Below are 13,866 nucleotides of genomic sequence, written 5' to 3'. Positions count from 1 at the left end.
TTGATAACAATTTAATGCTTAGTTATTCACCAATAATTCAGATTGGCGGGCTTAGTATATTGTACTATAAAAGGCAAATTTGACTCGAGGGGGCATCATGCAATCAAGGTTACAACGTGAAGAAATCGAATTCATAATGGCACTTTATAATTGTAATGATGTAACAGATAAACCCGCAGAGCCTAAAAAGCAATCAAAGAAAATACCGACTAAAAAAGTTGATACAGCGCAATATAAGTCACCAAGTTATTTGACCTAGCTTAACTTAGCTCATTACAATGCCCCACCATTGAAATTTGACCTTATGTAATGAAAAATCACTCGCCAAAAAAAGAGTTAATCTTATTGCCTGTTTTGTTTGTGGCAATCTTGTTATGTGTTGCTGGGCACTTTTTACTTCAGCCTAACTACCAAGATAGCCATACTGTAGAATATTTACTTGCTGCACTCCCTTTTGCACTGTTTGCTTTAGTCATCATTGCTTTTAAGGTTGCCAGTAAAAGCGAGAATGATGACTAATTAATTCACTATAAAACGTGATAGCCAAACCAATCGGGTTTCATCGCTTGAGAGTGCCCACTTGGTGTTAGCTTAAGGGTCAAGTTGCTATCGAGTAAATCGATAGCAAAACAATCATCTACGTCATGTAAATCATCTTTGTGCAAATGTGTCAGCCCTGCAAGCAAAGAGTCTTTAGCACGTTGCTTTGCTTCCTCACTGCTGCGCGCAACATACAATGCAAAGTCATGTTGTTCGGCAAGACTGTCTGCTCGATACGCGCCTAAATTAACAAAATAAAGCTTTTCAGGTTGCTCGTGAGCCCCTTCTATCACCTCTACTTTGTAACCATCAATGTGCTGAATATGCATGTAGCTATCCATGTGCACACTGCCTTTGTCACCCACCCACTGCGCTTTTAGCTTTGAGTAGGTGTCTTCAATTTTATCACCAACAACAAATCGAACATCGTGCATTTCGATATGACAGCCTTGTATACGACCACCAAGGTAAACTAAATAAAGCCCCATGCGCTTTCCTTTTTTTGCATCTAGGTTTTGTTGTATCTAGATTAAATTTTCTACATTAATGTTGTGTTTTTTAATTAGCTTATAAAAATCTGAGCGATTGCGTTTTGCAAGCTTTGCAGCCTCTGCAACATTGCCGGCTGCCATTTTTAGCGTATTTATTAAATAGTCACGCTCAAACTCTTTTTTAGCATCGTTTAATGATAATGGCTCTGCATTACTTACATTGCTATTGAGCGCGCTTTCAACTAGCTGTACCGCAATTACATTACCTGGGGTCAGCGCGACAACTTGTTCAATCACGTTTTGTAACTGACGAATATTACCAGGCCAGTCATAACGCACCAATGCATGCATTGCGTCATTAGCAAAACGCTTTTCATCTTGATTCATACGTTTTGCTATTACGCTTGCAAAGTGCTGTGCCAGCAAGCTTATGTCTTCCCGTCTTTCACACAAAGGAGGAAGTTTTAAGTTCACCACATTGAGTCGGTAATACAAATCTTCACGAAACAATTGGTTATTAATCGCTTCAGGTAAGTTTTTATGCGTTGCCGATACTATCCGTACATCAATAGGAATTTCTTCTTGAAATCCCACGGGACGAATTGTTTTTTCTTGCAATACACGTAATAGCTTTACTTGTAAATTCAGTGGCATATCACCTATTTCGTCAAGAAAAAGGGTACCACCTTGAGCCTGTTGAAACAAACCCTGGTGATCTTTTACCGCCCCAGTAAACGCACCTTTTTTATGACCAAATAATTCTGATTCTAACAACTCACCTGGTACAGCCCCACAGTTAATTGCAACAAAAGGCCCATCACTAACGTGACTATGCTGGTGAATCGCCTGTGCTAATAACTCCTTACCTGTGCCACTCGCCCCTGAAATTAATACATTAACATGCGTTGGCCCAAGTAACTTTACTTGCTCAAGGAGGTGCAACATGGCACCGCTGCGCGTAACTATGTTTGTTTGCGTTGGAGTTTCATCACCATGCACACCATGGATCTCGATTGCTTTGGCGAGGCTATCAAATAACTCATCTTTATCAACTGGCTTGGTAATAAACGCAAAGATCCCCTGCTTAGTTGCTTCAACTGCATCGGGGATAGAGCCATGCGCTGTCATCATAATGACTGGCATAGACGGATAGCGACTTTGCAACTGGCGGTGCAACGCCATACCGTCCATTTCATCCATACGTAAGTCGGTAATCACAGCATCAAAGGTTTGCATTTTTAATTGCTGAAGCGCAGCCAGACCACTCTCAACCGTGCTAACTTGATACCCTTTTGATTCGATTCTAATTGCAAGTAATTTCAGTAAACTTGCATCGTCATCAACCAACAATATGCGTGGTTTTGTTATTTCAGCCATGGTTACTGCTCCTTAGTTTCTTCGCGTAACAGCAATTGTTGTTCAATTGCCGCCAGTGACGACAACGTTTTTTCCATTTTTTCTGTTAAGGCCTGCTTGGCTTGCTTGGCCTTTAGACTATGTTGAACACTTTGTTTTTGTAGCCATAAATACTGTTTTATATCATCAGGCCAATAATAAGCTTGATCACTGCTTTCGAGTAATGCTAATGCTTGTTTAGGTTCTGAGGCACTGTGTATACATAAATATTTAAATAAACTGATCAACTCTTTTTGCCCTACATACGTCTGCTTCTGCGGCGTACTTTTAAAGCCACCACATTGCTCTGCATGCCATGCAATAACCAAACGTGCAGGCGGATACACAGGCTCGCTTTTAGGCCTTGGCTTAGGATTAGGTTGCTCCTTTGGTGTTAGCTGTGTTTTATGCTCTTTTTGTGCTGTCGATGATGTTGGCTGTGTTAAGGCACACCCGGTCAAAAATACAACGAGTACAGCGGGTATAAAACTGGCTTTATTTACGAAGCCCATATCAGTTAACTCCTTGGGTTACTTGAATTGGTAATGTCACTGTAAATCGACAGCCTTGCGGTTCATTATCAGCAATATTAAGTGTGCCTCTCAGTTGCTCAACCGTTTCTTTCACTATTGTGAGGCCAAGACCACTGCCCATTTCAGTTTGCTCTTTGGCATTTTTCCCCTGATAAAAGGCACCAAAAACAGCTGTCTTTTCAGAATCAGCAATGCCTTTACCGACATCACTGACCGTCACTTGAAGCTGAGTGTGTTTATAACGAGCTTCGACCGTGACAACGCCTTGTTCAGGTGAAAATTTCAAGGCATTGGAAATGAGTTGCACAAGCATCATTTCTAACAACTCGGAAGAAATATACATCGCTTTTGAGGGAAGTTCATTTACCCATATTAACGACTGATTTCGCGCAATTAAACGATGTTCAAAATGACGCTCAATATTCGATTTCATACTATTGAAGTTAAGCTCTGTGACACTCTCTTTACTGGTACGAATCGCGTTATAATTTAATAAGCTTTCAATCATCACTCGTAAACGCGCCATACTCTGTGTAATTAGCTCAAGGACAGCTTGCTGCTCGCTATTAATTGGGCCAACAATTTCATCAGCGAGTAAATCAGTGCCTTCAACCATGGAGGCAAGCGGTGTTTTTAATTCGTGAGTAACATGACGTAAAAAGGTGTCTTTTTGTTGCTCAAGCATATGCAGCTGCGCTTGCACCCACTCTAATTTATTACCTAACTCAACTAGCTCCGATGAGCCTCGTACAGAAATTTTCTGCTGCCAATGACCTTGACCTAGTTTATCTATTACACTTGTTAGTTCACCTAAACGGCCACTGATCCGCCATAAAAACCCACCACTTACTAATAATGTGAGTGGAATTAATGCAATCAACCAGTTTATAAACGACGCTTGAAGCGCCTTTAATTGCTGTTGATTCTTGGTGATCCGTAATTCATTTTGATCACGTAGCCACACAGTTTGCTCTGCAATAAGTTTGCTTGCTGGGGCAAATAATTCACCATCTTGTTTTTGCTCTGCAACTAAGTGTTGCTGGGCAAAGTTGAGTACTTCTGCCAATTGCTGCCACTGCGCCACATACTCTGTCGATGGACTAAGAAAAATAAGCTCATCAATACTTTGCAGCGATGACTGCCACTTATTTTCAATTAAGGTATCGAGTGATTCACTTTTTAAAACCCAATTTTGTCTTGTTGCTCTTTCTAGGCTATTTAAATCTTGTTTTAAACTATTAAACGCCTTTGTAACTAAATAATTATCGCTGACAATTTTTTGTGTCACAGCCAATTGTTTATTCAGTGCGTTTAAAAACACGATCACAACCAACGATAAAGGCAGCAAAGACAACAAAGTGCTAAAGACAAACTGGCCAATTAAACTGGGCCGCCAATCGAGCGCATGTTTAAATTTATTCGCAACGAGACCTTGCATACTGATCCTTTTCAACGTGACAGAAGATGATTATTAGATAAATAACTTAGACACTCGCTGAATCCAGCCTATATAACAGCACTTTTTAACCAATAAATGCTTTTTTGTTGCTAATCAGCAACAATATAACTCTCTGTTTTAAAATGAATAACCCTTTAGAACCCAAAAAACGTTGCAAAAAAGACACAACTCTTTGTAAGTATTGCTGAGCAAATCACTCGGGGAATATATAAACTATTGATATTAAATGAATTTTAAAGTTGGCACTGTTTTTGCTTATACCGTAATAAGTTATAGATTTTAGGAAACAAAATGAAAACGATGGCCTGTATCTCAATCATGCTTGCCAGCTTAGTATCAATAAGCTCTTACGCGCTTGATCTCAACGAGACGTTTAATGAACTTGATAAAGACAGTAATGGCGCGCTAAGTGAGTCTGAAGCATCTGAGGACGCACTGTTACATGGCAATTTTTCTCAAATTGATAGTAATGAGGATGGCCAAATTTCATTTCCAGAGTTTCAGTCGTTTATTCAATAGGAGATTGTTATGAAACAACTTATCGCTGCCTTTTCGCTGATATTTTTGGCTATCAGTGCGACCGTTTTGGCATCTCAAATGGATGTTCGCTTTACTAAGTTTGATAGCAATGCAGACAATGCAATTTCACTTTCTGAAGCCAATGAACACCCTGAGCTAATTAAGCAATTTACTGATCTTGATACAAATAATGATCAGCGATTATCTGAACAAGAGTTTGAAAAATTCAAACCTTAACCTCTTAAAGTGCTTGCCATAATCCCAGAGGGAGCGTGTAAACGGATTTAAATTTTGGGATTTAAATTATGGCAAGCACTTTTCCCAAAAAGGATTTTACTTTCTGAGGAGTTTTATTATGAAAATTGCGACACTTGCTTCATTCACTTTAATTACTATAAGCTTCAATACCTTAGCATTAGATGTTAAGCAGCGATTTGATCATTTAGACAAAGATAAAAATGGTTATTTAAGTGTTGAAGAGCTTGCATCTCAGCCACACTTGCAAAAGCACATGGCTAAATGGGATACAGACAACGATCAGCAAATATCACTCCTTGAATTTAAGCACTACTTAACAAACAAGAGTTAAAGCAATGTCAAAATACACTTTCGCCAGTCTTATAATCTGTGGTTTATATAGCAGTATGGTTTTTGCAACAGAAAGTATTGGAGAAAAATTTAAACAACTCGATCGTAATGAAGATGGCTTCTTAAGCCGTTCTGAATCTGCACGAGACCCCGCTCTGTGGTCTCGTTTTAAAAGTTACGACAGCGATAAAGACAATAAGTTATCGTTTGCTGAATTTAATGAATATGCTAGCAAATAATGCTGAGGGTGCGAGTCACCCTTTTGCACGTTTTAATTACCTAATTATTTGCAGTTTACAGCAACTCTGATACTGTTTTTATAAATAAATAAAAATAAGAATAGTATGAAACTCATTATCAGCTTACTTGCAACTGCATCGATATCTTGCTTCGCTAACACCACCGTTATTTATAACGTAAATGGCTACACACCAACCTATCAAGGTCAGACACAGCAATTTTCAACCTTAGTCTTTAAAGATGGAAAAGTTGTCAAAACAGGCGATGATTCCCTTAAGGCTAGTTTTCCTGATGCGACAACGATCGATGGAAAAAAGGCAACACTGCTGCCCGGGCTTATTGATGCACATGGTCATATAATTGGGCTTGGCAATAACTTGTCACAACTGGATGTTAGAAATACCCAATCTGTCGATATGGTCGGTAAAATGTTGGCCGAATTCGCTAAAGATAAACAAGGTTGGATAATTGGCCGAGGCTGGAACCAAGAACATTGGCCTGGCGGTCAATTTCCTACGGCAGCAGATTTAGACAAATACGTAAAAGACAAGCCTGTTGTGCTGTCTCGCGTTGATGGTCATGCCGTGTGGGTCAATTCAAAAGCAATGGCGTTGGCTGGCATAACGGCGCAAACAGATACGCCCTCTGGAGGCGAAATAATTAAACTTCCTTCGGGTCAGCCATCAGGGGTGTTTATTGATAAAGCAGAAACATTAGTAACGCAACACATCCCCAAGACAGATCACGCGAGTATCAATCGCGCACTTGATAACGCCGGTAATCACCTACTCAGTTTAGGCATTACATCAGCACACGATGCAGGTATAGACTACGATACGTGGCAAGTGTATAAACAGCGTGCAGAACACAATAACCTGCCTGTTAGAATTGTTGCTATGCTCAGTGCTGGCGATCCAAAGCTCGAAACCATGCTTAAAGCTGGTCGCTATAAAGATATGAACGACATGCTCTCCATTGGCAGTGTAAAAGTCTATGCAGATGGTGCATTAGGCAGTCGAGGCGCTGCATTAATTAATGAGTACGCTGATCGCAAAAACCATCATGGCTTAATGCTCGAAACGCAAGAAAAGCTAGAACAACTTTTTACCTTAAGTTTTTCACACGGCTTTAGCGCGAATACCCATGCGATTGGCGACCAAGCTAATAAAACCGTTTTAGATGCTTATGAGAATGTCTTCAAGAAATCGGGAGGCATTTTATTACGGAACCGCATTGAACACGCGCAAATTGTGTCGCCAAACGATATTCCTCGCTTTAAAGCGTTAAAAATTATTCCTTCCATGCAGCCTGTTCATGCGACTTCTGATATGCACATGGCTGAGCAACGTCTGAACGAAACACAGTTGACGGGTGCCTATGCGTGGAAAACATTTTTATCACAAGGCTCCATTATTGCGGCAGGCTCTGATTTCCCCGTTGAACTTGCTGACCCATTCGATGGCTTATACTCAGCAATTACACGCATGGACCATAACCAACTTCCTGAAGGAGGTTGGCGTCCTGAAGAGTTACTGTCACGTGATGAAGCACTAAGAGCGTTTACATTGGGAGGCGCTTACGCTGCCCATCAAGAATTTAAAGTAGGAAGTTTAGAACAAGGAAAATGGGCGGACTTTATTTTAATCAATAAAGATTATTACACGGTGCCGCTCGCTGACGTTCACGCTATAAAAGTACAGCAAACCTGGCTGGCAGGTGAGCTTAAATATACACTTGAAAACGAAAATTAAATTACTTTTTAGCGTCAACTGTCGGTTGACGCTTTAATTTTATAATATGGTAGATATTTACGAAGGTAAGCAAGCCATTGGTAAATGCCACAGGCACGGCATCAATTGCTACACCATAAAGAGTAAATGCGATACAGCCTGCTAAGTTAAACCAACGAAGCTTCATAACATCGCTCATTGTTAAAGAAGCGACCAATAATGCAGATGCTAAATAGCCTAAATATTCCCAACTCAATTGTTCTCTCCTAGGCTTTAGGTTAGCATTAGAGTTTGTCATTTTTAGACTCACTCATTGCTCACTTTGACAATGAAAATAAAAAAGCTAACTTACTAAAAACCTTGTAAAGCCTGAGAATTAACCCGACTTTAAAATCATTACACGGGAAATGAAGGTATGAGTAACGTGAACACCTTACTAGTAAGTTAGCATAAATTCTTAGAATCTTAATGCTAGCGTCATTAAGATGTAATAAATAGGACAATTGTCCGAAGAGCGGCGTTAATGTTTCAATATCATTTTTCAAGCTACCTTGTTGATCAATTACTCACTTTTGCAGGGAGTCGTTTTCAACAAGCCAAAAAAGAAGTGCTGATCCATCAAGATCAACCACTTTCCAAACTCGTATTAGTGAGAAGTGGTACCGTTTCGTTTAGTTACGATGTCGGTAATGGTCGCCGCCTTTTGCTCGGTCAGCTTGACTGTAATAATACATTAATTGGTGAGATTGAAGCTCTTAACAACCTCCCTTGTATCTACACAGTTACGTGTTTCAGTGATGTTAGTTACAATCTCATTGAGCTTAAACATTGGCGCGCACTACTTTTAGAAAAACCAGAACTGAGTTTATACACAGCACAAACAATAGCCGCTAAGTTTCAAGAGAACCAAAAAATCAACCTAGACAAATTGCTATTACCCTTAAGCTATAATATTGCTAAAGATTGTTTATTAAGAGCTGAAAATAATAATCCGACACTGCTTAGAGCCTACCCAACTGTGAATGCTGAAGCTGAACGTTTCGCCACTACCGAACGTGCCTATCGACGTGTTGTGACTGAGCTTGTAGAAAAGGGCTTAGTAAAACGCAGCAATCAAGGTTTACAAGTGGTCGACATAGACAAACTGAGTGATTACGTGGACAGTTTTTCGCAGTTATAAACTTGTTACATAATCTGTTATTATGCTTTACAATTACGCAGGCAAACTGAAATTAATAGTCAGCATGAGTTCAGTTGCATAAACTATAAATATTCATAGAGTTGAGCTTTTTAATAGCTGGGCTCTGTATTATAATTCGGCAAAGCGAAATGTGCCGCCCACAATGTTTGAAGGACGAGACAAAACTTTCTTATTCTATTAATGAAAGTATATATAATGTTCACTTGACGTATATATAATGTACGCTTATCCTTCAATAACAGATAACCATGTGTGGCGTATTTCGGTGCACAAACCGGTACTATTTGCTCTAATAAAAGTCTGATTACTTTACGATAAAGGAAAGAAAGGTAACGATTATGGGAAACAATGAATTTAAACTAACAAAGCTAGCGCTAGCGTTAGGTGTCACTCTAAGCTTAAGCGGTTGTTTTAGTGATAACGACGACAACACAACTGTACCAAAGCCTCCAGTACCAACGCAAGATGTAGCTGTTCCACCGACTGCAGTTGAGACGCAAGCTGGTGCTATCTCAGTTAGCTTACTGGATGCGACAGGTCAACCTTTAGCAGACACTGTTACAGCTACTATAACTTTTACATCACCTGAAGATGGACTTTTAAATGTAGCTGGTGAAGCGCTTGCAGATGCAGATAAATCAACAACAGCAGGAACATTCTCTTTCACCGTTGGTTCTATTCCTGCAAATGGTATTACGTATGACTATGTTGTTTCTGCAGATGGTTACTTAAACAACTCAGGTTCTTTAACTGTTACAACGGCAGAAAATGTATCGGCAGAAGAAATTCGTTTAACTCCACGAACTCTTGCTAACTCTGATATTGCAATTGTTGCTGAAACAAAGACTCTTGAATCACTTGTGCCTGCAGGTGAAAACACAACTGTTTCTTACGATCCAACTACTGGTCTAAGCATTTCGGGTGATAAAACTGAAATTGAACTACCGCAGTCAATCAATAAAGCTGGTGTTGCTGTTGGTGGTACAACAGTAAAAATTAAGAATGGCACTCAATTCTTAACTAAAGACGGTACAGCTCTAACATCAGCTCCACAAATGACCGTAGCTTATTTCGCGAATGAAGCAACTCGAAATGACACTGAAACTGAAGCTGACGCTACAGAAAACTCTTCGCTTGACGCTTTCCCTGGTGGTTTAGCTCTTTCAGTTGCAAATCCTGATGGCACTGATTCAACTGTGGATGGTTCATTTACCTCAGGTGGCTTTGTTGCAATCGAGTTAGTAGATGACGAAGGCAATAAAGTTAGTACTTTTGGTCCTGGAAATTCTATCACTGTAGCAATGCAGGTTGATAAAAACACTTCTAACCCATGTCCTGTCTCTTTACCAGCAGGCACAACTGATGTTGCAACTTACGCTGAAGCAAATGGTTACAGTAAAGGCACTTGTACTTTAACTACCCCAACCGCTAGAAAATTAGCTGTTGGTGATATCTTCCCAGTGTGGAGCTATGACGAAGATGCAGGTAAATGGTCATTTGAAAGCTACGGTGAAGTTAAAGATAATGGAAGCGCAGACACATTTGACGTAACTGTTGATGTTAACCACTTATCTTACTGGAACTTAGACTACTTCAACAACAATCTATGTTCTAGCCTTCAGTTTGACATTGTCGATAGTAATGACCAGCCTAATGCAGGCCGCTATACCCTTCTTCTTGAGACGAACGGTTATCGCCGCAATGTAGGCCAATTAAAAGCCAATACAGGTGATTATTCACAAGCTAATATCGCTAACCCTCCTGCGTTCCCTGTGAATATCAAGATCCGTCAGAATGGTAAAAACGTGTTAGATGGTTTAGCCAGTAATTCAGATGGCACAGCCTCTAAATTAAGTGTAAATAACTTATGTGACTTGAACGGCGAAACGTTAAAGCTTACATCTACATCACCTAATAAAGTTTCTAAATCTGTCACTACACAACTAGTATGTAGTAATACAGAAGACTTTGATGTAAACACTGCTCCAGTGCCTACACCAACAACATCATTGTTGTATTCTGGCAATAGAGTTGTAAATGCATACTACGGAGAGGGTGCAACTTTCAACGTTTCACTTGAAGAAGGTGCTAGCTACACCATTCGTTACTATGATTATGTTAATAACGCGTGGCTATCTCAAGCTCTTGCAGTTAACACTACAGCCGTTGCGCTTAATATCCCAACAGTATGTGAAGTTGTAGAACAACCAATTACTGGTGGTTCAGGTGGTTCAGGTGGTTCAGGCGGTAACTAATCCACGAGTTTAATCCAATTAGACTAAATAAAACCGCGCATTGTGCGCGGTTTTTTATTACATCAATATCACCTGCCGAAAAGAAGCTTTTGACACTAAGGCTCTACTTTATAAAACCCCATAAAAATTATCATGTTGAACAACAGTACCATGAGTTTTATTCTCTTGAACATGTGAGTATGCTAAATGTGCTTGCTGATCTTTAACATTCTAATAGTTCCCTAAAATAATACGGTAAGATTGAGGTTTCAGAGCGGTGCTGTATACACCCTAAAAAGACAAGAGATATATTATACCAATCCGCAAAAATACTTAATCATTTTGAGTGATCAAACCAGTCCTACCTGCGTTAAAAATTTCTGATTTAGAACAACTAAATAACTAAATTTTTGCCTTGTTATCAACGCGGTTTTATTGCCTCAAAATAGACCACTTAATTAAGCGGAATGGTATTAAATACACTCCCGGAGCACTAACTTTTTTTTCTCATCAACAACAACGAATAGCAACTGGGACTAGTAGCAAACAAGGCTAAATAACAAAAAGCGATCTTCAACAAGCACTATCAAATGATACCAATTCGCTTAATTAAGTAAGAAATTTTGAGGCGATAAAACTTCGTTGATAATAAAGCAAAATTTCGGTATTTAGTTGTTCTCAGCAATTGCTCCTGCATTGTTCTACCTCCTGCTTCGATGCAGCCGTAAATAAGAAATTTTTAGCCCGGTAGTGACCTGTTTAATCTCTCAAAATGATTAAGTATTATTGCGAATTGGTGTGAGAACTGAATACAAAAAAGACCCTAAACAGGGCCTTTTCATGCATTTTTTAAAAACTTACTTTTTGAGCAGTAAATCGTGGATATTGGCTAAATCCGATTTACCTTCAATAATTTCATCCGGTGTTAAGCCTGAAAGCTCGTGAGGGAACACCAGCCACTCGTCAGACTCATGAATATAATAATCTGGCACCATGTCTACCTTTGAGTTTTTAGGCTTGTAGTAGGGGCAAGCAACGCGAATATCGCGTGGTAAGTTTAAGCGCATTAATTCAGATAACTTTTCTTTTAATGCAAAAATACTGCGGCCAGAATCAAAAACATCATCCACAATAAGCAAAGAGTCACCCGCATTTGCATTTTCAATAATATAATGCAGGCCGTGTACTTTAATTTCTTTCGATTGCTGATTGATACCGTAATACGATGATGTACGAACAGCAATGTGGTCTGTCTCTATGCCTTTGTAATCGTAGTATTCTTGTACTGCAATACCAATTGGAGCGCCACCACGCCAAATACCAATGATGAAATCAGGACGAAAACCATCGTCATAAACTTGTGCCGCAACACGAAATGAATCTTCGAGAAGCTGCTGCGCAGTGATATAGCACTTATCTGACATAAATAGAAACCCCAGTGTGAATTGATCATCCAAGTGTAGTTAATGAAATATAAACTAACCACTTGATGAGAAAATGTGGGGCGAGATTTTATACTATATTGTGCGAAAAATCTTGTATCCGTTTGTAAAATTACCAAAAACGAAAAACGCCCATCATCGGGCGTTTTTACTTATTTAGTTAGCAAACTGGTTATTACGCTTTCTCTAATAACGTTCTTGCTACTGTGCGCATCCCTTGGGTTGTTGCACCTGCAGCCCACTCGCTTGTGCTACCCATATTAAATGCTGCTGCAAGGTCAATATGAACCCATCCCTTGCCATCATTTGGCACAAAGCGAGATAAGAAACCAGCCGCATTCGATGCACCACCATAACCACCGCCTTTTTGTGGGCGGCTGTTTGCAGTATCAGCATATGGTGAAGGGCAATTTTGTTGATGCCACTTCTCAAGCGGTAATGGCCAAGCGCCTTCCATTTCTTGCTCTGCAAAGTCTTGCACTTCACGGACAAACTCTTTATCAAGGCCAAATAGTGCGTTGTACTCTTGACCAACAGCCACCAGTGCAGCACCGGTTAGCGTTGCCGCATCAATAATTAATGGCGCACCGGTTTCACCCGCAGCCATTAAGCCATCAGCAAGCACTAGACGGCCTTCGGCATCGGTATTAACAATTTCAACTGTGGTGCCATTTTTATAGGTAAGAATATCACCTAGTTTGTATGCATGGCCTGAAATTAAGTTTTCAGCACAACATAGGAATAATTTAATGCGCTTATTAACGCCACGGTTAATCGCAAGTGCTAAACCAGCCGTTACGGTTGCTGCACCGCCCATGTCACACTTCATGCCTAGCATGCCTTCACTTGGCTTAATAGAGTAACCGCCAGAATCAAATGTAATGCCTTTACCAACAAGCGCAGCGGCCACTGGCGCCGTTTCGTCACCCGTAGGGTTATAGTCTAGCTCAAGTAGTACAGGTGGGCGCTCACTACCACGACCAACCGCATGAATACCAATCCATTGCTGCTCAAGTAATGCATCCCCTTTAATAATTTGATAGCTAACATGCTCAGGCGCTAATGACTGAATAAACTCAGCCGCTTTACCAGCAAGGCTTTCAGGGAAAATATCATCAGCGGTCCCATTGATCATTTGACGAGCCCAAGTCGCTGCTTGCGTTAAAGAAGCCAGCTCTTTGCTGTCTGTTTTTGCATTCTCGGCAAATTCAACTGCGTCTAAATTCTTTGGTGAAACAAAGCCTTGGTAAAAAGCCCACTGTGTTTCTGTGCACCAAACATCACCCGTTAGCGCAATATTTTTTAAACCTTGATTCGCTAACGTACGCGCTGCTTTCTGAACGTTTTTAAGTGTATCTTGTTCAGTTAAATGAATAGTTGCGCCTTGTTCAGTAAAAGAAAGAGAGGCTTTATCACCCCAATGTGCGGCAGCAGCCTGCTCGCTTAGTTGAACTAAAAATTTTTCCGACATGTTAGAATACTCTTTTTGCGCTA

At 40.1% G+C, this 13,866-nt stretch carries 16 protein-coding genes; 9 read left to right on the top strand and 7 right to left on the bottom strand.

Annotation, left to right across the window (positions count from 1 at the left end; all coding sequences use genetic code 11):
* Positions 1 to 97: 97 nt before the first annotated feature.
* Together GZH31_RS03585 and GZH31_RS03580 are read left to right on the top strand one after the other, a co-directional pair.
* Complete coding sequence (locus tag GZH31_RS03585) at positions 98 to 259, top strand: hypothetical protein (protein ID WP_155950844.1); 162 nt, start codon at positions 98 to 100, stop codon at positions 257 to 259.
* 50 nt (positions 260 to 309) lie between these two features.
* Positions 310 to 519 (top strand): hypothetical protein, encoded by a 210-nt coding sequence (locus GZH31_RS03580; RefSeq protein ID WP_036970671.1) that lies wholly within the window; start codon positions 310 to 312, stop codon positions 517 to 519.
* Positions 520 to 527: 8 nt separating this feature from the next.
* Here GZH31_RS03580 and GZH31_RS03575 read toward each other — a convergent pair whose 3' ends face one another.
* Genes GZH31_RS03575 through GZH31_RS03560 form a run of 4 tightly spaced genes read right to left on the bottom strand, consistent with a single transcriptional unit; the run spans position 528 to position 4,397 of the window.
* A complete protein-coding gene (locus GZH31_RS03575; protein WP_036970673.1) occupies positions 528 to 1,028 on the bottom strand; it encodes a DUF1543 domain-containing protein in 501 nt (166 codons plus the stop codon).
* Positions 1,029 to 1,064: 36 nt separating this feature from the next.
* Positions 1,065 to 2,408, bottom strand: coding sequence for a sigma 54-interacting transcriptional regulator (locus GZH31_RS03570; protein ID WP_065978059.1), 1,344 nt, complete (start codon positions 2,406 to 2,408; stop codon positions 1,065 to 1,067).
* 2 nt (positions 2,409 to 2,410) lie between these two features.
* Positions 2,411 to 2,938 carry a hypothetical protein gene (locus GZH31_RS03565; protein ID WP_065978058.1) on the bottom strand — a complete coding sequence of 176 codons (528 nt, stop codon included), beginning with the start codon at positions 2,936 to 2,938 and terminating at the stop codon, positions 2,411 to 2,413.
* 1 nt (position 2,939) lies between these two features.
* Entirely contained in the window at positions 2,940 to 4,397 is a 1,458-nt protein-coding gene (locus GZH31_RS03560) for a HAMP domain-containing sensor histidine kinase (RefSeq protein ID WP_118844039.1), read from the bottom strand.
* Positions 4,398 to 4,709: 312 nt separating this feature from the next.
* On the opposite strand from GZH31_RS03560, the gene GZH31_RS03555 reads away from it, so the two are divergent.
* From GZH31_RS03555 to GZH31_RS03535, 5 genes are all read left to right on the top strand, one after another.
* The gene (locus GZH31_RS03555) at positions 4,710 to 4,937 is read left to right on the top strand and encodes a cag pathogenicity island protein Cag25 (RefSeq protein ID WP_036970684.1); all 228 of its coding nucleotides are present in this window, start codon (positions 4,710 to 4,712) and stop codon (positions 4,935 to 4,937) included.
* A 9-nt stretch (positions 4,938 to 4,946) separates the two neighbouring features.
* Complete coding sequence (locus GZH31_RS03550; RefSeq protein WP_065978056.1) at positions 4,947 to 5,174, top strand: hypothetical protein; 228 nt, start codon at positions 4,947 to 4,949, stop codon at positions 5,172 to 5,174.
* A gap of 118 nt (positions 5,175 to 5,292) precedes the next feature.
* Positions 5,293 to 5,526, top strand: coding sequence for an EF-hand domain-containing protein (locus GZH31_RS03545; protein ID WP_036970689.1), 234 nt, complete (start codon positions 5,293 to 5,295; stop codon positions 5,524 to 5,526).
* 4 nt (positions 5,527 to 5,530) lie between these two features.
* A complete protein-coding gene (locus tag GZH31_RS03540; RefSeq protein ID WP_065978055.1) occupies positions 5,531 to 5,764 on the top strand; it encodes an EF-hand domain-containing protein in 234 nt (77 codons plus the stop codon).
* A 105-nt stretch (positions 5,765 to 5,869) separates the two neighbouring features.
* On the top strand, positions 5,870 to 7,516 hold the full coding sequence (locus GZH31_RS03535) for an amidohydrolase (protein WP_118844037.1): 1,647 nt from the start codon (positions 5,870 to 5,872) through the stop codon (positions 7,514 to 7,516).
* Position 7,517: 1 nt separating this feature from the next.
* Here the strand turns inward: GZH31_RS03535 and GZH31_RS03530 are convergent, their stop codons facing one another.
* On the bottom strand, positions 7,518 to 7,751 hold the full coding sequence (locus tag GZH31_RS03530; RefSeq protein WP_036970694.1) for a YgjV family protein: 234 nt from the start codon (positions 7,749 to 7,751) through the stop codon (positions 7,518 to 7,520).
* A gap of 267 nt (positions 7,752 to 8,018) precedes the next feature.
* Here GZH31_RS03530 and GZH31_RS03525 point away from each other — a divergent pair, with 267 nt between their 5' ends.
* Positions 8,019 to 8,675, top strand: coding sequence for a Crp/Fnr family transcriptional regulator (locus tag GZH31_RS03525; RefSeq protein WP_036970695.1), 657 nt, complete (start codon positions 8,019 to 8,021; stop codon positions 8,673 to 8,675).
* Positions 8,676 to 9,034: 359 nt separating this feature from the next.
* Positions 9,035 to 10,951: a hypothetical protein gene (locus GZH31_RS03520; RefSeq protein WP_180311380.1), complete on the top strand. Its 1,917-nt coding sequence runs from the start codon at positions 9,035 to 9,037 to the stop codon at positions 10,949 to 10,951.
* 836 nt (positions 10,952 to 11,787) lie between these two features.
* Here GZH31_RS03520 and GZH31_RS03515 read toward each other — a convergent pair.
* On the bottom strand, positions 11,788 to 12,354 hold the full coding sequence (locus GZH31_RS03515; protein ID WP_036970696.1) for a phosphoribosyltransferase: 567 nt from the start codon (positions 12,352 to 12,354) through the stop codon (positions 11,788 to 11,790).
* Positions 12,355 to 12,547: 193 nt separating this feature from the next.
* Positions 12,548 to 13,843 (bottom strand): aminopeptidase PepB, encoded by a 1,296-nt coding sequence (pepB, locus tag GZH31_RS03510; RefSeq protein WP_036971743.1) that lies wholly within the window; start codon positions 13,841 to 13,843, stop codon positions 12,548 to 12,550.
* Positions 13,844 to 13,866 lie beyond the last annotated feature (23 nt).

It is taken from the genome of Pseudoalteromonas sp. JSTW (assembly GCF_013423925.1).
Lineage (GTDB): Bacteria > Pseudomonadota > Gammaproteobacteria > Enterobacterales > Alteromonadaceae > Pseudoalteromonas > Pseudoalteromonas lipolytica.
The sequence above is the reverse complement of the archived record's forward strand: the minus strand, read 5'-3'. Positions and strand labels throughout refer to the sequence as shown.

Bases quoted from the DNA above. Each gene is read 5' to 3' on its own strand.
- GZH31_RS03560 (WP_118844039.1), bottom strand. From the start codon at position 4,397: ATGCAAGGTCTCGTTGCGAATAAATTTAAACATGCGCTCGATTGGCGG.
- GZH31_RS03570 (WP_065978059.1), bottom strand. From the start codon at position 2,408: ATGGCTGAAATAACAAAACCACGCATATTGTTGGTTGATGACGATGCA.
- GZH31_RS03585 (WP_155950844.1), top strand. From the start codon at position 98: ATGCAATCAAGGTTACAACGTGAAGAAATCGAATTCATAATGGCACTT.
- GZH31_RS03540 (WP_065978055.1), top strand. From the start codon at position 5,531: ATGTCAAAATACACTTTCGCCAGTCTTATAATCTGTGGTTTATATAGC.
- GZH31_RS03535 (WP_118844037.1), top strand. From the start codon at position 5,870: ATGAAACTCATTATCAGCTTACTTGCAACTGCATCGATATCTTGCTTC.
- GZH31_RS03550 (WP_065978056.1), top strand. From the start codon at position 4,947: ATGAAACAACTTATCGCTGCCTTTTCGCTGATATTTTTGGCTATCAGT.
- GZH31_RS03580 (WP_036970671.1), top strand. From the start codon at position 310: ATGAAAAATCACTCGCCAAAAAAAGAGTTAATCTTATTGCCTGTTTTG.
- GZH31_RS03520 (WP_180311380.1), top strand. From the start codon at position 9,035: ATGGGAAACAATGAATTTAAACTAACAAAGCTAGCGCTAGCGTTAGGT.
- GZH31_RS03515 (WP_036970696.1), bottom strand. From the start codon at position 12,354: ATGTCAGATAAGTGCTATATCACTGCGCAGCAGCTTCTCGAAGATTCA.
- GZH31_RS03525 (WP_036970695.1), top strand. From the start codon at position 8,019: ATGTTTCAATATCATTTTTCAAGCTACCTTGTTGATCAATTACTCACT.
- GZH31_RS03575 (WP_036970673.1), bottom strand. From the start codon at position 1,028: ATGGGGCTTTATTTAGTTTACCTTGGTGGTCGTATACAAGGCTGTCAT.
- pepB (WP_036971743.1), bottom strand. From the start codon at position 13,843: ATGTCGGAAAAATTTTTAGTTCAACTAAGCGAGCAGGCTGCTGCCGCA.
- GZH31_RS03555 (WP_036970684.1), top strand. From the start codon at position 4,710: ATGAAAACGATGGCCTGTATCTCAATCATGCTTGCCAGCTTAGTATCA.
- GZH31_RS03565 (WP_065978058.1), bottom strand. From the start codon at position 2,938: ATGGGCTTCGTAAATAAAGCCAGTTTTATACCCGCTGTACTCGTTGTA.
- GZH31_RS03545 (WP_036970689.1), top strand. From the start codon at position 5,293: ATGAAAATTGCGACACTTGCTTCATTCACTTTAATTACTATAAGCTTC.